Below are 18,903 nucleotides of genomic sequence, written 5' to 3'. Positions count from 1 at the left end.
CGTTTTAGAGCGCTGAATAGATTTACCTATACAGGGTCTATTCCTCGCGCTCTATCGATTCGCTCCGCTACTCGATATGCCGCTTCCAGCTCAGAGCAGCCAGTGTTTTGCATCAGTGTCCAGCGTTCGGCTTTCTCCTCGGGCTCTGTCATGGCCAGGGCGAGATAAAGACTGGGCGGCACGGCCCGAAACAGCGTTTCGAGTTTCTTCGATAGCACCACTCCTTCGGTGTACTTTCCCGGCTCCTTGCTGGCGGAGAGCAGCAAGGCTTTCTGCGCCGGCGTAAGCTTTTTGAACCGTGCGATTTCCTCAATCTCCGCGGGCGGCATATTCAAGCAAATCCACCACTCGATCATGTTGAGCATGGTGTGCGCAGCCGTTGGAAAGTCGGCAAGGTTTTGCGTCGCCAGCCAGAACCAGGCGCCGAGCTTGCGCCACATCTTCGTGCCCTTGACCACGAAGGGCGCCAGCAGCGGGTTCTTGGTAATGATGTGCCCCTCGTCGGTGACCATGATGATTGGCCGGCCCAAATACTGGTCGCGCTCGGCGAGGTTGTTTACGGTGTTCATCAGGCTGATGTAGCTAATGGACATCTGAGCCTCATAGCCTTCGCGAGCGTAAGTGGCGAGATCGACGATGGTCACATCGCTTTCCGGCCACGGGGTGCCTTCACGGTCGAAAAGCTCACCCTCGAAGCCCTGGCAAAAGAGATCAATGGACTCGCCCATTTCCTGGGCTCGTTCGCGACGCTTTTCCGGTAACCGTGAGTCTGTGGCCACGCGCAGTAAAGCGTTGCGCACATCGCGGGTCAGTACCTGACGGTTCGTTGCGACACAGGTTTGCGCCGCATCGAGAATACACTCGCGAATCAAGCTACGATCAGCTCTACTCAGTCGCGCCTCTTCCTTGGCCTCGCCACCCGTGATCATCAGGCGAGCGGTGATTTCCAACTCGCCGAGAACATCGCGCTGGTCCTCGCGACTGGCTACTGCTTCATCTTCCCACTCATCAATGGAAAGACTCGCCACTTGATCCTGTTGTTCGACCAGGCGCCAGGCATCGCCGAATGGGGAGAGACTGACCGGGGCACCAGGTTTCAATTGAACCTTGTTGATCGACAAGCCCTGTGTCGCGAAGTAGTCACCCTGCAGGCCGAACGAGTTGCCAGCCTCTACGATAAATAGGCGAGGGCGGTATATAGCCATGATCTGCATCAACAAGGTGACTAGGGTCGCTGACTTGCCGGCGCCCGTGGGGCCGAATAACAGCAAATGGCCGTTCATTGCCCTGTCTAAACGAGACAACGGATCAAAGCTCAAAGGCGACCCACCACGATTAAACAGCGTGATACCCGGGTGGCCGGTGCCAATGCTGCGTCCCCAGACTGGAACGAGGTTTGCCAGGTGTTGGGCGAACATCAGGCGTGTGTACCAGTTCCGTGTGTCGCGGGCTGGGTTGTAAGCCATCGGTAACCAACGCAGGTAGCTGTTGCAGGCCGCGACTTCATCGCCTTCGCGTACCGGCTGCAGGCCCGCACCCAGCAGCGCATTGGCTAGGCTGACCGAGCGCTGGTGCAGTTGCTGTACATCGTAACCGCGCACGTAAAACGCCATCGTGCCGCGGTACAGCTTGTGCTGCCGGCCGATGATCGCACGAGCCTCTTCAACATCCTGACGGGCTTGGGTCGAGGCAAGGTTTTCACCGATCGCTTTGCGGGCTAAACGGTTCAACTGATCCTCGAGTACATCCTGCGGTTTGACCACCAAGGTCAGGCTCATCACCGTGCCTTCGGGTAGCTGGTCGAACAGGGCATTCACCGCGTCGCCCTTGCGGATTTCGCCAGTGAGTTGACCAATCAATGGCGCCCGGCGCAGCTTGTCCACGACCATTACCCGGTGGGGGTGATCATCAAAAAGCCAGAGTCCATGCTGCACGTCCGAACGCGGTTCGTTAAAGAACAACCGTTCGGCAAAGTCATGATCGAAAGGTAGTTCCAGCGACTCGCTCTCGTCAGACCCCGGATAGGCCACGCGGCGGTAAAAGTCTTCGGGCGATTCATCTGTGAGCTTGGGGGCTGGATTGAACCAGGGCAACAACCATGCATACAAACCTCGGCCATCGACTCGCGTCGATTGCACCCCGCACGCCTGCAACGAAACAGCGACACGTTCGCAAGTTTGTTGCAGCGATTGCACTGGGTTGAGTCCCGCCTCCTCACCGTCAGACTCAAGCCAGCGATAGATCACCAATCGCACCCGACGGTTGTTTCCTCGCCAGGGCAGGCGCGTGATTGCCTTATCTTCGAACAGGCCGCCAGGCTTGGAGATGGCTTTCAGATGTCGGCGAATAAGTTCCAGGTACGCTTCGGTGAAAACTGTGCCTCGGGCGCTGTCCTGAATATAATCTGTTAGCCAAGTCAGATAGGGGGTGAAGTCATTGTCGTCCTGGCAGAAAAACTGCGCCACCCAAGGCGCTTGATCCAGCTCATCAAAACTATCCTGCAGGGCGTCTTCGAGGGCATCGCGGGCTGCCATTAGCCAATCGGGTTCGCGCCCTTCGGTGCCGATGGGCAGTAGCTCGAAAACCGCACCCACAGAGCGATTGTCATCTAGTAGAAAACACTGCTCGGTGTCGAGGTATTCGACCCACGGCAGATGATCGGTGAAGCTGGGATTGTGCGCATAGAGCGCAGCTTCATCGGCCCGTGTGGCGCGGGCGCGCAATGGGTTGCGCCAGGCTTTCCATTCAGACGTGCAGTTGCCCGTATCGTCGCTACACATTACAGATCTTCCTGGCGTTCACCCGGCAGTGCGTACTGCACCCGTTGGTAGAATGGAAAGACGGTCGAGTACCCCGGCACTGGTGCCTGCTCGGTACCACTCAGATGCGGATACACGTACATCACCAAATCAGGATTGGGCAGGCGAGGGAACAGGTTGCGAATTTCATTCGCTGCTGTACGCGTATACGGTTCCTGGAGCGCAGCGGAGAGATCTGTTTGAGCCAACGGGCGACGCAACTGTTGCCGAGCATCCAACAGTTGCTGTTGAGTACCCAGTGAGCCGGCGCCGTTCCAGATGTCCAGCATGGTTTGCTCGCCATGCGGCAAAAGTGTGTCCTTGTCGGTGGAACACCCCGTCAGGACCCAGCAGAGCAAGCTAATCCAGATCAGATAGAGACGTAGGATCTTTTTCATGGCGAACGCTCCGGCCCTTGGGCTCGTAGTCGATGGTGATCTCATGGTCGAGGTGTAGGGCGACCTGTGCTGCAGGTGGTACATACACGGCAGCAAAGGCTTCGCCATACAGTTTGTTGACCCACTCGCGAATGTCGCTGACCCCACCACTGAGAATTGAATTCAGTGTGCTATTGCCACTGCTGCTGGTGACCCCGAAGGCACTGCCGCCAGAGCTGATCACGCTGCTGTTGTTTTGCTCATTCCCGAGCAAGGCAGCGACACCCGCGCCGGCAGCAGTGATCAGGCTCTGGCTACCCAGGTACTGTTGGCCGTTCGAGCGACGCTCGCCGGCAATGCAAGGAATGCCATACGGATCGGAGAGGTACCCAAGTGCACCGCGGATTTTGTCAGTGTTTGAGCTCTGGGTGGTGGAGGCATTGCGGCTGGCGACCGCCTTTGGCTGAGGCACCGTGCGGATGGTGCCGTCAGTAAACACAAAGGTGATCGACTCGACCTGACCCCGTACGCAAGACAGAGTCCAGTCACCGGATGCTGTGCCGCTCATCACAGCACCCGCGACGTCTGGCAGATCGATGCCGTTGGCCGTCAGGTTCTCCGGACCGACCAGCACCTTGAAGGGATAGGGATCGTTCACGGTGCCATCCACCGGGACTCGGCCAATCAGCGCGGTCATGGCGACCGAGCCCACCAATGTCGCATTTTCGGGAATGGTGTAGACCGGCTTCGCACTTTCTGTACGACCACCGGATCGCGTCAGGTCACGCTCACCCTTGGTGACCTCGCGTAACTGCTTTTGGCTGCGGTCGATGGCCTTGTCCTTCAAACCCTCGAGCGAGTTGAAGGCATTAGGTAGACTCGGTGCGGAGGAGGTCTTGGTTTTGCCTCGGGCTTCGGCGGAGGGAGCATCCGAGGGTTCAATCCACTGCAGCGCATCGTTGGCAGAATGCCGCCCTTCGAACTGGTTCCCATCGCCCGGCTCAAGCCCCAATCCGATGGGCATGTCCTTGCCTTTGCCGGCCAGCCCCGACAACTGTTCCTGCAATTGCGTCAGCAGACCGCGAGCCTGACGACTGTCTTGTTCCGCTTTGAGGCGTGCTTCATTGGCTTGTCGGCGGCCTTCGTCTACCTGCTGGGTCACACTGCCAAGTGCCGTCTGAATACGCGAGTCGACGCTGTTTTCCCGCTCACGTAGACGGTTGTTTTCCGTTTGCAGTGAATCATTGTGTTTCTTCAAACCGAGCATGTCGCTGCGCATGGCCTTCACTTGGCCTACCAAGGTGGCGACCGTGTCGCGTGGGGTATCGCCCGCAATGCCGAGCGACTTGGCTTGCTCGGCAGATAATTGAATATCGCCCTGATCAACTGGGTGTTCTGGAGAAGGCGTACTGCCTCCCGCGACCCAGCTTTTCATGATGATCAGCACTACGCCCAGCAGCGCAGCCGGTACCAGCCATTTGAGCAAGGCATTAGCCTTCATCGTCAGCACCTCGCGCAACGGGCGGAAGCATCACGGCGTGTTCGAGGCCGGCACCGCGCGTGATGAGGTAGGCAATCGTGGTGTCTTCCGCACTGCCAACCGGCCCGAGGAAAGCATGCTGGAAGGTCGCGGCGAACAGCTTTGCCTGAAGCTGACGCGGATCTAGTTGCACCGTCGCTGTACCTCGATTGCGCAACTTCACGGCCGTCACCCAATAGTCACCGAGCCGCCAGGCGGCGATGGGTGTGCTGGAAACGTTTTCGCTCGGCAGCAGGGTCGGCAGTTCGGTGCGCAGCTTGAGCGGGACGCGGCGTACGCCGGGCAGGGACTCCACGGTGCGCAGCGGGGCGTACAGGCTTTGTGCGGCGTAGCGCGTCAACGCGACCGGGATTGGTGTGCGTTCTGGAACAGGGACGGTGTTAGATTCAGCCTCGGTAGCCTGCCCCTGAGCATTCTTGAGAATACGCACGGGCTCCAGGGGTTGATCGCCAGGCGTGGCCGCGATATCCAAGAGGATGATCTTGCCCGTCTTGACCGATTGCAGTTGCAGTCGTGTCGGTGCAATGGCTTCCGACGCGCGCAGGTACAGCGTGCCTCCGGTTGATTGCACGCGTAGTTTATCCTTCAGAGTGGAAGGCACGCCGACACGAACAGCTTCATCGACAAAGACCACTCGTTCCTGATTGATCACCAGTGGCACCGCGAGCGGTATGCGTTCCCAGTGCATCAGTTCGACGGCCTGCGCTGCAGCGCCCGATAGCATCAGTGTGAGGGTGAGTCCCAGGGTAGAAATCCACTTCATGGCTCACCTCCAGGCAGGGAGATTTTTTGCGGCGTACCCTGATAGCAATCCAGTGCAAGGCCCCACTTATTGCGTTCGGGGTCCAGATCGAAACGCACCACGCGTAATGGATAGCGCACTACCACCCGTTTAACCGGTTCGGCGGCATAATACTCATCGGCGTTGAGGTCGAGTGTGACCAGCCAGCTGTCGCGATCAAGTTGCTTGACCCGCAGTTCCGGATCTTCACTGTAGCCTCGGCCTAGAATTTCGTAGACGCCACGCACCCGTTGACGCAGTTCGCCGGCGGCCTTTCGATACTCGTAGTCGCCGTCGAGGAAGGCCTTGCAGGCGGGTGTCAGGTAGGACTGCAAGCCATATATGGCTCGGCGATAATCCTGCTCGCCATCCGAGGGCCAGCGGTTGAGTTGGCCAAAGATGTACAGGGCAAAGGCATACACATTCTCTGGGGGAACATCCCACCACTTGCGCGTGCTGCCCGCGCGCAGATCAGGGGGGACATGCACGGTCAGATCGGTCGGTGCTGAGCGCCAGCCATACCATAGTCCGGCGCTTAGTAGAGCGAGCATCACTATCGCCAGACGCAGGCTGAAGATATGGGCCTGTTGGGCATCGACCTTGTTTCGAAATCGACTCATGGCTGCCACCGGGACAGGGCAGGGCGCAATCGACGCGAACGGCGAACCGTCCAGGCACCGGAGTGGAGAATCAAACTTCCACGCCCCAGGCGCCAACGGCTGGCGAGTAACCATTCGAGCTTGCGGTACAACCAGGTCTCGGGACGGGCCCGTTTGGTGCGACGCAGTAGTGTGCCCCCGACCAATAACACCACTGTCATGCCTGCGATCATGCTGGTCGGCGCCACGGCAATTGAGGCGGTGGCGATCGCCAGAGGAACGCCCACCAGCAGGCCAATGACGGCGCCGGTGCCGAGGGCTACCCACATTTCATCATTGGTTAAACCGCGCAATACGGCTGGATCACGATTGAGTCGCTCTGGCAGAAAGACCAAAGTGCCGTCGGCAAGGCGTTCCATAGTGTCGTTCATGCCAACCTCACAAAATCGCGGCAGCCTTGGTCAGGAACCAAATAATGATCACCACCAACAAGGCGCCGATACCAACTACCGCGCCGAGATCTTTCCAGGTCTTGCGCTGGTTTTGGACATCGGCGAATACGGTCAGGGAATGCCAGGCCACGCCGAGGAACGCGAGTAGGGCAATCAGTAGACCGAGCAAAATGCCGCCGTCGTAGGCGTAGTTTTTGATCGTCTCGATCAGCCCGGAACCTTCGCCTCGGGAAGGCGCCTCCATGGTCGGTAGTTCGGCAAAAGCTAGGGCTGGACCAAGGACCAGCAGCAGACCGATCAAGCGTCGGCTTGCGCGATCACGCAGGTTGTTTTTCAGGGGGACAAGGCACTTGAGCATGATGGCGATTTCCGGTGTTAGGACAGGGTGAAGAACATCAAAATCAGCAAGGTGAGCAGTACACGCGCAGCGCTGCCGCCGAAGGCACCAAAGCGCACGCTTCCTGTCGCCCAGCCCCGGTAAGCCGTCCACATCACCCAGGCACACCACAGCAAAGCCAGGACGAGAACCAAGGACAGCCACAGTGTCGAGCTGCTCTGTGCCGAGAAGCCGGAAGCGTTTTGGAAGGCCGCGGTCTGAGCGTCAGTCATGCTCATGGCAAGGGCTCGCAGGCGGAGTGTCGAGGCGGTAATCGCCGACTAATTCAGTGGGATCGCGGGGTTGAGCGCGAGAGGGAGATAGGTAACCCTGCACGCCCTGGCGAATACGTTGGATGTCCTGGGACAACCGGGAATAGTCGAAGCGATAGCGATCGTCGGCTTCAACCGTGCTGACGACTCCCGCTCGCGTTGCAAGTCGTTCAATGGTCTCGAGTTGCCGCTGAATAAGGCTGAGCTGGACCTGCTCTTGGTCGGACATCGCATAGCTGCTGCCATGGACGATAGCCAGCAAGAGTAGTAAGCAGCGAAAGACGGTAGTTGGCATGATGTTGGTCCATATAGATATGGGAGCAGCATCAAGTTGAAGTTTGATCTTTTCACTAAGAAATTTGAGGGCAGATGAATCGCTTTTTGGGAAAGAAAGAAGCGGTTTACCTAACACTGTTTGGCGCTTTGAATCGACTGATCAGAACTTTAGCTCGCTCTGACTAGGCTGGATCGGGGCAATATCATCATATCCATTAGCTACTTCTTGGCCTCGAAATGCTTCTGTAGTATGGGGCAAGTACGGCAGGCCGACAGTCCGAAACAGCCTGACGTTGGGAATGTGAGGAGGAGTGCAAAATGGTGCCCTCAATGAGTCCGTAGGCAGTGATGGCACGCTGAATACAGCGATTAGGTAAGTTGTTAGATCGGTAGGTGCAAGGCCAATTTGAATGCGGCGTATCGCTCGGCTTATCGCAGCAAAGGATTTGCTGAAACTCGCTCCCCTTTTACCATTGTTCATGCAGTCGCCACGGTGTAGATACATACAGGAGTGGTAGCGACGAGATTATGCGACTTGCGTGAGACCATATTACCCAGCGGTAGTGGTAGGCATAAGACGTACACTAAACATGGGAGAGTTCTCAGCACCCGACTGTTACTATTGCCGAAGTTACTTACTAGACCACGCGATAAAGCGTTGCTCCAGGCTCTCGCCATGCTCGGTCCAGAAGTCGACGTCCATTTGCACGGCGTTCTGCATGTTTTGCGGGGCGGTGGGCAGGTCGGCGGCCAGTTCTGGTTTTAGCAGGGCGAGGGGGCATTTGTTCGACGGGCCGTAGGCCATGTGTTCGGTGTAGATTTTTTGCTGTGCCGGCTTCATGGCGAAGTGGATGAGTTTGTATGTTTCGTCCAAGTTCGGCGTGCCCTTGGGAATGGCCCACTCATCGAACTGGTAGAGGTTGCCGTCCCTGACGATTTTTCAGCGGTGCGCCTGATTGCTTGGCGGTGTAGATGCGGCCGTAGGCCGAGCTCATGACAACGTCGCCGGCAATCAGGTACTGCGGCGGCTGGGCGCCGGCTTCCCAACATTGGATGTCGGGCTTGAGTTCGTCCAGCTTGGCAAGGCTCGGTTGACCCACGTCCCTGGGTGCCATGCCGTTGGCCATCAGGGCGAATTCCAGGGCGCCACGCGCGGATTTGCGTAGGCTGCGTTTGCCGGGGAGCGTCTTCACGTCCCAGAAATTTTTCCAGCCCTAGGGTGCGGTTTTGAGCTTCTCGGTGTCGTAGGCCAATACGTTGGACCAGACGAAAATGCCCACGCCACAGGTTTGCATGGTGCCGTCGATAAAGTCTTCCTGCGGGCCGATGCGGCTCATGTCGATCTTCTCGAACAGGTAATCGTCGCAGCCACGGCTGAGGTCGTTGTCTTCGATGTCGAGCATGTTCCAGTTGACGCTTTTGGTGTCTACCATGGCCTTGACCTCGGCCATTTCACCGTTCCATTCGCCGGCGGTGGTCTTGGTTCCGGTGGCTTTCTCATAGGGTTTGTAGAACCCCGCCACTCGGGCGTCCTTGCTAGCGCCGCCTTAGGAAATAACGGTCAGGTCCTCTGCCATGGCCTGGCCGACAGCCAGGCTCAGGCAACCGCAGAGCAGCACAAACTTCAATGTTTTCGACATGATGAAACTCCCCAAAAAAATAGTACCGCAATGGAGTGCTAAGGGCAGTGTCAGCTCGATGCGGCGCTCATGAATCGGCTCCATTTCGGTTGCTCTACCGGACATTCGAGGTTCCGGAGTGTTTGTTGTTATAAAGAGCTTCAGGATCCTTGGGCTCCTCTCACTAGCCTTGGTTGTTGGATATCGGCCGCCCCCGTTGATGGCGGCGCGGGTTGTTCAGCAATGGGGCAAATGCCGACCCGGGCATGGTCACTGCGCCGATGTGAGGGGTCAGCCAGATGTTCGGATGCTGCCAGAACGGGGGCTGCACGGCGGCGGGTTCTTTTTGCACCACGTCAAGGATGGCATGGCTCAGTTGCCCGCTGTCCAGGAGATCCAGCAGGTCGTGCTCCACCACATGCGCGCAAAGGCCCAGGTTGATAAGGCTCGCGCCCCGGGGCCGGGTGCTTAGGGTGCGGGCATCGAGCGGACCCCGTGTGTGCTCGGTCAGGGGTAGCAGGCAAATGAGCATGTCGCACCGGCCAAGGAATGTCGTCAACTGTTCGGCCCCGGCAAAACACTCGACGCCGTCCAGTTGTTGCGGCGAACGCGACCAGCTCCGCAGGTTGAAGCCGAACGGGCGCAGGTAGTGCAACACCGCCTTGCTGAGCATGCCAGACCCATCACACCCACGCGGCGTTGCCGGGCCGACACCCAGGGCTGCTCTTGCCACTGCCCCCTGGCGCTGTTGCTGCAGGTAAAACGGCAGTTGCCGGTGCAGGCTGAGTACCGCCATGCAGGTGTATTCGACAATGCATCTGGACGATGCCCGGGTCTTTCATGCGCACGACCGGCACCTGTTCGGGGAGCTGGTTCAGTTCAAACTGGTCGACCCGCCGAGGTGGCAAACACCACTTCGAGGTTGAGAAAGTCGCCAAAGTTTTGCGGTGGCTGCCAGGTCATCAGGTAGCGGATATCCGCCGGATCGCCGACTTCGGGCCAGATCCACACTTCGATGCCCGGGGCGTAATCGGCGAACAACGTCCGCCACTGTTGGCCACGTTCGGTATCGGCTTCGTAGAGAAGGGCCATGGAGGTTCTGCCTGAAGGACTGGGTTCAGACTATCTCAGCGCCGCCGGTAGATTCTTTTGAATCGCGGCGCCGGGACGGGAGTTTTTAAGTTATTTTACGGCGTTGGCAGCAGCCACCCATGCGGGTGGCTACCTAGTCTCAGCACATGGCGGCGATGGCCTTGCCCAAGGCTTCGGTGGTGCCTGTGCCGCCGATGTCGGCAGTCAGCGGCGCCACGTCCGAGCCTTGTTCGAGCACGGCTTCGATGGCCTTGACCACGGCGGCGCCGGCTTCGGGGTGGCCCAGATGTTCGAGCATCATGGCCCCGCACCAGATCTGCCCGATGGGGTTGGCGATGCCTTTGCCGGCGATGTCAGGGGCCGAACCGTGCACCGGTTCGAACAGGCTGGGGAAGTTGCGCTCCGGGTTGATGTTGGCTGAAGGCGCGATGCCGATGGTGCCGGTGCAGGCCGGGCCGAGGTCGGAGAGGATGTCGCCGAACAGGTTGCTGGCCACTACCACGTCGAACCAGTCCGGGTGCAGGACGAAGTTCGCGGTGAGGATATCGATGTGGTACTTGTCGACCTTAACCTCGGGGTAACGCTTGCCCATCTCCACCACCCGCTCATCCCAGTAGGGCATGGTGATCGCGATGCCGTTGGACTTGGTGGCCGAGGTTAGGTGCTTTTTCGGCCGGCTCTGGGCCAGGTCATAGGCGAATTTGAGGATGCGGTCGACGCCGATACGGGTCATCACGGTTTCTTGCAGCACGATTTCGCGCTCGGTGCCGGGGAACATCTTGCCGCCGACACTGGAGTACTCGCCCTCGGTGTTCTCGCGCACCACCCAGAAGTCGATGTCGCCGGGCTTGCGGTTGGCCAGCGGCGCCTTGACGCCGGGCATCAGGCGGCAGGGGCGTAGGTTGACGTACTGGTCGAACTCGCGGCGAAACTGCAACAGCGAATCCCACAACGAAATGTGGTCCGGCACCACGTCGGGCCAGCCCACCGCGCCGAAGTAGATCGCGTCGTAGCCCTTGAGCCGCTCGAACCAATTGTCGGGCATCATCTTGCCGTGGGCCAGGTAGTAATCGGCACTGGCGAAGTCGAACCAGTCCCATTGCAGTTCCAGGTTGTGCCGGCAGGCCACTGCATCGAGTACACGCACGCCTTCGGGCATCACTTCCTTGCCGATGCCGTCACCGGGGATCACGGCGATTTTGTAGCTGGACTTGCTCATGGTTTGACTCCAAACATTGTTGGACAACGGCACGGAGTGTATGTATGAGCACGGAATAAGTAATTAGCCTGAAACGAAAGCCATTCTTAGATTTTTGGAAAGAATCCATGAGCACCATCGATGACCTGAGTTTCTTCCAGCACGTGGCCAGCCGCGCCAGCCTCACCGAAGTGGCGCGCCAGTTGGGCCTGTCACTACCGGCGGTGAGCAAGCGCCTGAGCCAGCTGGAGCAGCGCCTGGGGGTGCAGTTGTTGCAGCGCACCACACGCAAGTTGGCCCTGACCCCGGAAGGCGCGTTGTACCTGGAGGGCGGGCGGCCGATCCTACGGCAACTGGAAGAGTTGGAGAGTGCCCTCAACAGCCGCCAGCCGACCTTGCACGGGCGCCTGCGGATCAACGGCACCCTGGGTTTTGGCCGCCGCCACCTGGTGCCCGTGGTCTCCAGCTTTGCCCGCCTGCACCCGCAATTGGAGATTTCCCTGGAGCTGAGCAGCCAGCCCCTGGCTCTGCTCGACGACCAGTTCGACATTGCGGTGTGCATGGGCGAGCCGCCGGATTCGCGTTTGATCAGCGTGCGCCTGCTGGAAAATCCACGGCTATTATGTGCAGCGCCTGAATACCTTGAAAACATGCCTGAGCCCAAGGTGGTGGCAGACCTGGCCCAGCACAACTGCATTGTCTTGCGCCAGTTCACCGGCGACTACGCGATCTGGCGCTTCCACAAGGACGGCCACGACTACGCGCATAAAGTCAGCGGCACGCTGTCCAGCAACGACGGTGAGGTGGCCCTGAGCCTGGCCCTGGAGGGGCACGGCTTGATCCTCCGTTCGCGCTGGGATGTCCAGCAATATCTGGAGGGCGGACGCCTGCGCGGGCTGTTGCTGGATTACCAAGCCCCGCGCGCCGACATCTACGCGGTGTACCAGCATCGGCGCCACATCCCCCAGCGTATCTCGGTGTTCAGCCAGTACCTGGCGCAGCAGCTTTCAAAACGCCTGCCGTACGCGGTGCATCCTTGAGCGCTTCATTCAACCGCTGTTTAAAGCATAACCTGACGCTATGTTGGTCCTGACTATTGGTGAGTTGTCCGCAGCGGCGCAGTCTTGTAACGTCGGTTGGGCCCGCTCGGTAAAAACAAAAAACAGACCGAAGCCGCCACGAGGTTCCAAGGTGTTCAGTCGCATTTTTTGAGTCTGCCGAATCAAATGACTTAATAGGATGATTGCCATGAAAGTCTTGTCGCTCGGTTCCGTTCTTTCCGTGATGTGCCTGACTGCCGGAGCCGCATTGCCGGCGCTGGCGGCGCAGATCACCTTTGTTTCCCAGGGCGGCACCTACCAGGAGGCGCAAACCAAGGCCATCCTAGACCCTGCCGCCAAACGCCTGAATATCACCATCAAGCAAGACAGCGTTCCTGATGCCTGGCCCATGGTCAAAGCCCAGGGCGAGGCCGGCAAACCGCTGTGGGATGTGATCGATACCCCGCCCTCCAATTGCTTGCGCGGTGGTAGCGAAGGGCTGATCGAGCCCCTGGACCTGAGCAAGCTGCCCAACGTCAAGAGCATGCCCGAGGCCTATCGCACCCCGTATTCGGTGGCCTACGAGTTCTACTCCTCGGTGTTGGCCTACAACCCAAAGGCCTTGAAGAAGGTGCCGCAGAGCTGGGCCGACTTCTGGAACGTCAAGGACTTCCCCGGCGTGCGCGCCCTGCGCAACGACCCGATGGGCACCCTGGAAGCCGCGCTGCTCTCGGACGGTGTGCCTCGGGACAAGCTCTACCCGCTGGACGTAGACCGTGCCTACAAACGGCTGGAGCAGATCAAGCCGGATATCGCCGTGTGGTGGAGCTCGGGCGGGCAGTCGGCGCAACTGCTCAGCGACGGTGAAGTGGACATGCTGATGATCTGGAATGGCCGCGCCAGCGCGGTGCGCAAAGACAAGCCGGAGGTCGAGTTCACCTACAACGACGGGCTGTTGCAGAACACCCAGTTGTGCGTGCTGAAAAATGCGCCGAACTACGCCACCGCCTTGCAGTTCATCAACGAGGCGATGTCCCCCGACCTGCAGGCCAACCTGCCGCTGTACATCGACTACGGCCCGGGCAATCCGGCGGCTTTCGGCACCGGCAAGATCAGCGCCGAGCGCGCCAAGGAACTCCCAAGCTCGCCGGATAACGCCGCCAAGCAGGCGCTGCTGTCCGAAGAGTGGTGGGCATCGCCGGCTGGCATTACGGCCAAGGATCGCTGGCTGAAGTTCGTTCAGTAACGCTATGCTTACCCGGCGGCGCGCTGCCTGATGGCGGTGCCCGCCGGGGTGGCTGATTCGATGGGCTGTTCACAAGGAGCGCCATGGGCACCATGATCGACTACCTCATCCTCGGCGGCGGTTCCGCCGGTTGTGTACTGGCAGCGCGGCTGTCCGAGGACCCGGACAAAAACGTGTGCCTGGTGGAGGCCGGGCGTGATATTTCGGCGGCCAACATGCCGCCGGACATCCGCAGCCGCTACCCGGGCCGGGCCTACCTTGACCTGGGCAATATCTGGCAGCGCCTCAACGCGTTGCTGGGCGGCACCGCGCGCCAACCGCGGCGTTACGAGCAGGCGCGGATCCTCGGTGGCGGCTCGGCGATCAATGCCCTGATGACCAACCGTGGCGCCCCGGCCGACTATGACGAATGGCAGCAACTGGGCGCCGAAGGCTGGAACTGGAACAACTGCCTGCCGTACTTTCGCAAGCTTGAAAACGACACCGATTTTACCGGCCCGCTGCATGGCCAGGACGGCCCGCTGCGCATTCGCCGGACCCCGGACGCGGCGCTGTCACCCTTCGTCAAAGCGGTGATCATGACCCTCGGCGAGCAGGGCTTGGCGCGCAAGCCAGACCAGAACGGCCCTTGGGAAAACGGCGTGTACGTTGGCGCGATTGGGGTCAGCGCGGCGGGCGAACGCATCCCCACCTCGGTGTGTTACCTGAGCGATGCCGTGCGCCAGCGCAGCAACCTGAGCATCCGCACCGACTGCCTGGTGGAGCACGTGCTATTCAAGCACAAGAGTGCGGTGGGCGCGAGCGTGCGCCTTGCCGATGGGCAAGCGCTGAAGCTGGCGGCGCGCCAGGTGATCATCTGCGCCGGGGCCATTCACAGCCCGGCCTTGCTGATGCGCAGCGGCGTCGGCCCGTTGAACGAGTTGCTGGACCTGGGCATCGAGCTGGTAGCGGACCGCCCCGGGGTCGGCGCCAACCTGATGGAACACCCGTCGATTGCGGTGTCGGCGCTCTTGACCCGCGAGGGTCGCACGCCTTTTGTCAGTGAGCATCACGAGCAGGCGATCGTGCGCTTTTCTTCGGGCCTGGAGCAGACCCCCGAGGGCGATATGCACGGGGCGATTCTTTCGCGCTCGGGCTGGCACTCCATCGGTTATCGCCTGGGCTCGATGTTTTTCTGGGTCAATAAATCCTATTCCCGGGGCCGGGTGCGTCTGCGTTCGACCGACCCCGAGCAAGAGCCCGAGGTCGAGTTCAACATGCTCAGCGACCCACGGGATTTGCAGCGCCTCAAAGACGCCCTGCGTTTCGGCGCGCGGACTCTGGGCGCGGCAGCGCTGGATGGCGCGCGCAGCGTGGTGTTCCCCTCCAGTTATTCGCCGCGGGTGGCCAAGGTGGCACGGCCCGGCTTGTTCAATGGTTTGCTGCGCGGCACTTTGAGCGGCCTGCTGGACATCGCCGGGCCATTGCGCGGTTGGTTGGTGCGACGCCTGGTGACCCAGGGCGTGACCCTGGAAAAACTGTTGGCCGATGACGCCGCCCTGACGACATTTGTGCGCAGCCAGGTCGGTGGCACCTGGCACCCCTCCGGCACCTGTCGCATGGGGCGCGCCGATGACCCTATGGCGGTGACCCTGGGCGATGGCCGGGTGATTGGAGTCAGTGGCCTGCGGGTGTGTGATGCCTCGCTGATGCCGTCGATTCCCTGTGCCAACACCAACGTGCCGACCATCATGCTCGCCGAGCGCATGGCCGACCTGATCAAGGCCGAGGCGCAGGCCTGGCAGCCCGCGACCGCCTGAGCGGCGGTCACGGTTTTAGCGCGGCCAGGTTACTGGCCGTAGCCGACGATACCCTTGGTTTCGAGAAACGCATCCAGCCCCCACTCGGCGTATTCGCGGCCGTTGCCCGACTGCTTGTAGCCACCGAAGGGCGCGGCACTGTCCCAGTCCGGGTAGTTGATATACACGCTGCCGGCCCGTAATTGCAGGGCCACCTTGCGCGCCCGTGGCAGGTCTGCCGACTGCACGTAGGCGGCCAGGCCGAACACACTGTCGTTGGCCATGGCAATGGCTTGGGCTTCATCGCGGTACGGCAGGATCACCAGCACCGGGCCGAAGATTTCCTCGCGGGCCAGGGTCATCTGTGGCGTGACCCCGGCAAAGATGGTCGGCTGCACGTAGTAGCCACGGCCCAGGCCCTCGGGCCGCCCCAAACCACCGGCCACCAATTGCGCGCCTTGTTCCAGGCCGATGCCGATCATGCGTTGGATGGCCAGGTACTGGCTTTCGCTGATCACCGGGCCGAGGGTGGTGTCGGCGGCGTCCGGTGGCCCCGGGCGATGGGCCTGGGCGGCGCGTGCTGCGATGGCCACCACCTGTTCGTGCAGGGCTTCGGGTACCAGCATGCGCGTAGGTGCGTTGCAGGACTGGCCGCTGTTGTTGAAGCAGGCATTCACGCCCTGGGTCACGGCGGCTTCCAGAGCCACATCGTCGAGCAGGATATTGGCTGACTTGCCGCCCAGTTCCTGGTGCACGCGCTTGACCGTGGGCGCCGCCAGCCGGGCGATTTCCACCCCGGCCCGGGTCGAACCGGTGAACGACACCATGTCCACATCCGGGTGGGCGGCGAGGGCGGCACCCACAGTGGGACCGTCGCCGTTGATCAGGTTGAACACCCCAGGCGGCACCCCGGCGCTGTGCAGCACCTCGGCGAAAATCAGCGCGTTGAGTGGGGCGATTTCACTGGGCTTGAGAACCATGGTGCAGCCGGCGGCCAGGGCTGGCGCGACCTTGCACACAATCTGGTTGATCGGCCAGTTCCACGGGGTAATCAGGGCCACCACGCCCACCGCCTCCTGGTTGATCAGGGTGCTGCCGCGTTGTTCTTGAAAGTCGAAACGCTCCAGGGTACGGATCAGCTGTTCCAGGTGCATGCGGCCAATGCCGGCCTGCCAGGCGTGGGACAGGGCGCGGGGCGCGCCGACTTCGCGGGTGATGATCGCGGCGATCTCGTCGTAGCGCTGCAGATAGGCGCGCAATACCTCCTGCAACAGCGCCTGGCGTTCAGCGGGTGCGCTGGCGGAAAAACTCGGGAAGGCTCTTTTTGCCGCCTGCACCGCGGCCTCGACATCGGCGTGGTTGCCAAGGGCAATTTCGCTGAAGGCGGTTTCAGTGGCCGGGTCGATCACCGTCAGGCGTTCGCGACCGTGGGGCTCGACCCAGCGACCGTCAATGTAGAACTGCAACGCGTGTTCCATGAAAGTGGCGCCTTTTGCTGGTCTTGGAAAATACGCCGCGAGCCGGACACGGCAGCGAGGCTTCTTGGGTAGCCAGATTAGTCGCGGTTTTTGCGTGGCGGCAATTTACTAATAGTTGGGTCAGGCATAATATCAAGTCATGTCAAATCTTCGTCGTAAACTCCCCAGCTCCAGTTCCCTGTTCGTGTTCGAGGCGGCCGCGCGTTGTGGCAGCTTCACGCGGGCAGCCGAAGAACTCTGCGTCAGCCAGCCGGCGGTCAGCCGCATGCTCGGGCGCCTTGAGGAACACCTTGGCGTGCAATTGTTCGAGCGCGTACGCGGTGGTGCGCGGCTCACCGAGGGTGGCAGCATTCTCTATCGCCGGGTCCAGGAAGGCTTCAGCACCATCGAGGCGGCGATCAGCGAAATCGAAGCCCGCGCCACCGGCGTCGAGACCATCACCCTGTCGGTGTCCACGGCCTTTACCACCCATTGGCTGATGCCGCGCATGAGCCGTTTCAACCAGGCATTTCCCAACGTCGACCTGCGCTTCCAGCTGATGTCGGGCAAGATCGGCGGGCCCTTGGTGGACGTCGACCTGGGCATGCGCTACCTCGAGGCCAGCAGCTTGAAAGTCACGGATACACTAGTGTTGCCGGAAATTACCATCCCCCTGTGCAATCGCCAGTATCAGGCCTATTTGCTTGAGGAGCGGTCGCGCAAACAACCCCGGACCCTGATCAGCATGGACACCCAGGAGCGTGGTTGGGTCGCGCATTTCGACACCCTGGGCCAGCGCCCCGGGGTGGCTGACAACAGCCAGGTGTTCTCCGATTATGCGGTGGTGGTGCAGGCTGCCTTACTCGGCCAGGGCATGGCCTTGGGCTGGTTGAACGTGGTCTCGCACTGCCTGGCTAAGGGTGAATTGCTGCCGGCGGCGGAGCAGGTGCGGGTCAGTGCGCGACGCTGTTGTTTGGTTTCGCCGGGCAACCGCGCACTGCGGCCGTTGGCGGCGGCAGTACGCGACTGGATTGTTACCGAAATGCACAGTGACCTGGCGCAGATCGACGCTGCCTACCCACATTTGCAGCTGGCCCAAGCCTTGGATATGACGCCTTGAGGGTGCCTGTGCCGCCGCGAGTAAAAAAACAGTAGGTTATGCCTTAAGGGTGGCTGAAAACAAAATATTGCGTGCCGCAGCGAGGTCGATAATCCATGCAGACGGATTTTCCGATCCCCCTGACCTACCTTGCGGAGCGCTTTATGTCATTCAAGCAGTTCAAAGCCCTGACGTTTGATGTCGTCGGCACCCTGATCGATTTCGAAGCCGGCATTTTGTCCCACGTGCGTGAAGTGGCGGGGGAAGCCGGCCAGGCCCGCAGCGATGACGAGATTCTCAAAGCCTACCGCGAAGCCCGGGCCTTGCCCGATTCCGGCTGGTGGCCCGATGACCTGGAGCGTTGTTATCACCTGATCGCCGCCAAGCTCGGCCTGCCAGACAACGCCGAGTACGCCCGTGGCCTGGCCCTGGCGGTACAAAACTTCCCGGCCTTCCCGGACTCGGTGGCGGCCCTCAAGCGCTTGCGCAAGCACTTCAAGCTGGTGGCCACCACCAACTCGCAGATCTGGGCTCTGGATTACATGGCCAAGACCCTGGATGAACCCTTCGACGTCAAGGTCACGGTGGACGACGTGCGCTTCGAGAAGCCCGACCCACAGTTCTTTGCCTACACCCGTGGTGTGCTGGCGACCCAGGGCATTGTCTTCGAGCAGATTTTGCACGTGGCCCAGAGCCAATACCATGACATCGGCGTCGCCGTGGAGCTGGGCTACCAGGTGTGCTGGATCGAACGGCGGCACGCGCAGAAAGGCAGCGGTGGCACCCTGGAGTCCGCGCACACCACGCCCCATTACCACTACCACAGCCTGGCCCACCTGGCTGACGCGGTAGAGCAGGAACTGGGTTGAGCCCCCGGGCGCCGCAGCCCTGCTGCCGGCGCCC

18 protein-coding genes and 1 pseudogene are annotated in these 18,903 nt (G+C 60.6%); 5 read left to right on the top strand and 14 right to left on the bottom strand.

What is annotated here, in order from left to right:
• Positions 1-26: 26 nt before the first annotated feature.
• The 13 genes and pseudogenes from V6M90_RS12470 to V6M90_RS12410 form a co-directional block, all read right to left on the bottom strand.
• On the bottom strand, positions 27-2,780 hold the full coding sequence (locus V6M90_RS12470; RefSeq protein ID WP_332846588.1) for a conjugative transfer ATPase: 2,754 nt from the start codon (positions 2,778-2,780) through the stop codon (positions 27-29).
• Positions 2,780-3,196: a TIGR03751 family conjugal transfer lipoprotein gene (locus V6M90_RS12465; protein WP_332846587.1), complete on the bottom strand. Its 417-nt coding sequence runs from the start codon at positions 3,194-3,196 to the stop codon at positions 2,780-2,782. Before V6M90_RS12465 ends, V6M90_RS12470 begins: the two co-directional genes overlap by 1 nt.
• Positions 3,159-4,676, bottom strand: coding sequence for a TIGR03752 family integrating conjugative element protein (locus V6M90_RS12460; protein ID WP_332846586.1), 1,518 nt, complete (start codon positions 4,674-4,676; stop codon positions 3,159-3,161). The genes V6M90_RS12465 and V6M90_RS12460 overlap by 38 nt, the downstream gene beginning before the upstream one ends.
• Positions 4,666-5,478 carry a TIGR03749 family integrating conjugative element protein gene (locus tag V6M90_RS12455; RefSeq protein WP_332846585.1) on the bottom strand — a complete coding sequence of 271 codons (813 nt, stop codon included), beginning with the start codon at positions 5,476-5,478 and terminating at the stop codon, positions 4,666-4,668. Before V6M90_RS12455 ends, V6M90_RS12460 begins: the two co-directional genes overlap by 11 nt.
• Entirely contained in the window at positions 5,475-6,116 is a 642-nt protein-coding gene (locus V6M90_RS12450) for a PFL_4703 family integrating conjugative element protein (protein WP_332846584.1), read from the bottom strand. The genes V6M90_RS12455 and V6M90_RS12450 overlap by 4 nt, the downstream gene beginning before the upstream one ends.
• Complete coding sequence (locus V6M90_RS12445; RefSeq protein ID WP_332846583.1) at positions 6,113-6,526, bottom strand: TIGR03750 family conjugal transfer protein; 414 nt, start codon at positions 6,524-6,526, stop codon at positions 6,113-6,115. Before V6M90_RS12445 ends, V6M90_RS12450 begins: the two co-directional genes overlap by 4 nt.
• A 7-nt stretch (positions 6,527-6,533) precedes the next feature.
• Complete coding sequence (locus tag V6M90_RS12440; RefSeq protein ID WP_332846582.1) at positions 6,534-6,905, bottom strand: TIGR03745 family integrating conjugative element membrane protein; 372 nt, start codon at positions 6,903-6,905, stop codon at positions 6,534-6,536.
• Positions 6,906-6,922: 17 nt separating this feature from the next.
• Positions 6,923-7,162 (bottom strand): TIGR03758 family integrating conjugative element protein, encoded by a 240-nt coding sequence (locus tag V6M90_RS12435; protein ID WP_053136439.1) that lies wholly within the window; start codon positions 7,160-7,162, stop codon positions 6,923-6,925.
• A complete protein-coding gene (locus V6M90_RS12430) occupies positions 7,149-7,490 on the bottom strand; it encodes an integrative conjugative element protein, RAQPRD family (protein WP_332846581.1) in 342 nt (113 codons plus the stop codon). The genes V6M90_RS12435 and V6M90_RS12430 overlap by 14 nt, the downstream gene beginning before the upstream one ends.
• Before the next feature lie 612 nt (positions 7,491-8,102).
• Positions 8,103-9,111 (bottom strand): annotated as a pseudogene (locus V6M90_RS12425) (ABC transporter substrate-binding protein).
• A gap of 163 nt (positions 9,112-9,274) precedes the next feature.
• Complete coding sequence (locus V6M90_RS12420) at positions 9,275-9,886, bottom strand: NAD(P)-dependent oxidoreductase (RefSeq protein ID WP_332846580.1); 612 nt, start codon at positions 9,884-9,886, stop codon at positions 9,275-9,277.
• A gap of 83 nt (positions 9,887-9,969) precedes the next feature.
• Positions 9,970-10,182, bottom strand: coding sequence for a Rossmann-fold NAD(P)-binding domain-containing protein (locus V6M90_RS12415; protein ID WP_332846579.1), 213 nt, complete (start codon positions 10,180-10,182; stop codon positions 9,970-9,972).
• Between the two features lie 139 nt (positions 10,183-10,321).
• Positions 10,322-11,401, bottom strand: a complete 1,080-nt coding sequence (locus V6M90_RS12410; protein WP_332846578.1) for a tartrate dehydrogenase — start codon at positions 11,399-11,401, stop codon at positions 10,322-10,324.
• Positions 11,402-11,508: 107 nt separating this feature from the next.
• Here V6M90_RS12410 and V6M90_RS12405 point away from each other — a divergent pair, with 107 nt between their 5' ends.
• From V6M90_RS12405 to V6M90_RS12395, 3 genes are all read left to right on the top strand, one after another.
• Positions 11,509-12,420: a LysR substrate-binding domain-containing protein gene (locus tag V6M90_RS12405; protein ID WP_332846577.1), complete on the top strand. Its 912-nt coding sequence runs from the start codon at positions 11,509-11,511 to the stop codon at positions 12,418-12,420.
• Between the two features lie 208 nt (positions 12,421-12,628).
• The gene (locus tag V6M90_RS12400) at positions 12,629-13,666 is read left to right on the top strand and encodes an ABC transporter substrate-binding protein (RefSeq protein ID WP_332846576.1); all 1,038 of its coding nucleotides are present in this window, start codon (positions 12,629-12,631) and stop codon (positions 13,664-13,666) included.
• 83 nt (positions 13,667-13,749) lie between these two features.
• A complete protein-coding gene (locus V6M90_RS12395; protein ID WP_332846575.1) occupies positions 13,750-15,465 on the top strand; it encodes a GMC family oxidoreductase in 1,716 nt (571 codons plus the stop codon).
• 29 nt (positions 15,466-15,494) lie between these two features.
• Here V6M90_RS12395 and V6M90_RS12390 read toward each other — a convergent pair whose 3' ends face one another.
• Complete coding sequence (locus V6M90_RS12390) at positions 15,495-16,922, bottom strand: aldehyde dehydrogenase family protein (protein WP_332846574.1); 1,428 nt, start codon at positions 16,920-16,922, stop codon at positions 15,495-15,497.
• Positions 16,923-17,061: 139 nt separating this feature from the next.
• On the opposite strand from V6M90_RS12390, the gene V6M90_RS12385 reads away from it, so the two are divergent.
• Positions 17,062-18,021, top strand: a complete 960-nt coding sequence (locus V6M90_RS12385; protein ID WP_332846573.1) for a LysR family transcriptional regulator — start codon at positions 17,062-17,064, stop codon at positions 18,019-18,021.
• 143 nt (positions 18,022-18,164) lie between these two features.
• Complete coding sequence (locus V6M90_RS12380) at positions 18,165-18,869, top strand: HAD-IA family hydrolase (protein ID WP_332846572.1); 705 nt, start codon at positions 18,165-18,167, stop codon at positions 18,867-18,869.
• The last annotated feature ends 34 nt before the right edge of the window (positions 18,870-18,903 follow it).

Origin of the sequence: Pseudomonas lactucae (assembly GCF_036688725.1) — a bacterium.
GTDB lineage: Bacteria > Pseudomonadota > Gammaproteobacteria > Pseudomonadales > Pseudomonadaceae > Aquipseudomonas > Aquipseudomonas lactucae.
This window is presented reverse-complemented; position numbering and strand designations above follow the sequence as displayed.

Coding starts and splice junctions, on each gene's coding strand:
- V6M90_RS12470 (WP_332846588.1), bottom strand. CDS start 2,780: ATGTGTAGCGACGATACGGGCAACTGCACGTCTGAATGGAAAGCCTGG.
- V6M90_RS12465 (WP_332846587.1), bottom strand. CDS start 3,196: ATGAAAAAGATCCTACGTCTCTATCTGATCTGGATTAGCTTGCTCTGC.
- V6M90_RS12460 (WP_332846586.1), bottom strand. CDS start 4,676: ATGAAGGCTAATGCCTTGCTCAAATGGCTGGTACCGGCTGCGCTGCTG.
- V6M90_RS12455 (WP_332846585.1), bottom strand. CDS start 5,478: ATGAAGTGGATTTCTACCCTGGGACTCACCCTCACACTGATGCTATCG.
- V6M90_RS12450 (WP_332846584.1), bottom strand. CDS start 6,116: ATGAGTCGATTTCGAAACAAGGTCGATGCCCAACAGGCCCATATCTTC.
- V6M90_RS12445 (WP_332846583.1), bottom strand. CDS start 6,526: ATGAACGACACTATGGAACGCCTTGCCGACGGCACTTTGGTCTTTCTG.
- V6M90_RS12440 (WP_332846582.1), bottom strand. CDS start 6,905: ATGCTCAAGTGCCTTGTCCCCCTGAAAAACAACCTGCGTGATCGCGCA.
- V6M90_RS12435 (WP_053136439.1), bottom strand. CDS start 7,162: ATGAGCATGACTGACGCTCAGACCGCGGCCTTCCAAAACGCTTCCGGC.
- V6M90_RS12430 (WP_332846581.1), bottom strand. CDS start 7,490: ATGCCAACTACCGTCTTTCGCTGCTTACTACTCTTGCTGGCTATCGTC.
- V6M90_RS12420 (WP_332846580.1), bottom strand. CDS start 9,886: ATGGCGGTACTCAGCCTGCACCGGCAACTGCCGTTTTACCTGCAGCAA.
- V6M90_RS12415 (WP_332846579.1), bottom strand. CDS start 10,182: ATGGCCCTTCTCTACGAAGCCGATACCGAACGTGGCCAACAGTGGCGG.
- V6M90_RS12410 (WP_332846578.1), bottom strand. CDS start 11,401: ATGAGCAAGTCCAGCTACAAAATCGCCGTGATCCCCGGTGACGGCATC.
- V6M90_RS12405 (WP_332846577.1), top strand. CDS start 11,509: ATGAGCACCATCGATGACCTGAGTTTCTTCCAGCACGTGGCCAGCCGC.
- V6M90_RS12400 (WP_332846576.1), top strand. CDS start 12,629: ATGAAAGTCTTGTCGCTCGGTTCCGTTCTTTCCGTGATGTGCCTGACT.
- V6M90_RS12395 (WP_332846575.1), top strand. CDS start 13,750: ATGGGCACCATGATCGACTACCTCATCCTCGGCGGCGGTTCCGCCGGT.
- V6M90_RS12390 (WP_332846574.1), bottom strand. CDS start 16,922: ATGGAACACGCGTTGCAGTTCTACATTGACGGTCGCTGGGTCGAGCCC.
- V6M90_RS12385 (WP_332846573.1), top strand. CDS start 17,062: ATGTCAAATCTTCGTCGTAAACTCCCCAGCTCCAGTTCCCTGTTCGTG.
- V6M90_RS12380 (WP_332846572.1), top strand. CDS start 18,165: ATGTCATTCAAGCAGTTCAAAGCCCTGACGTTTGATGTCGTCGGCACC.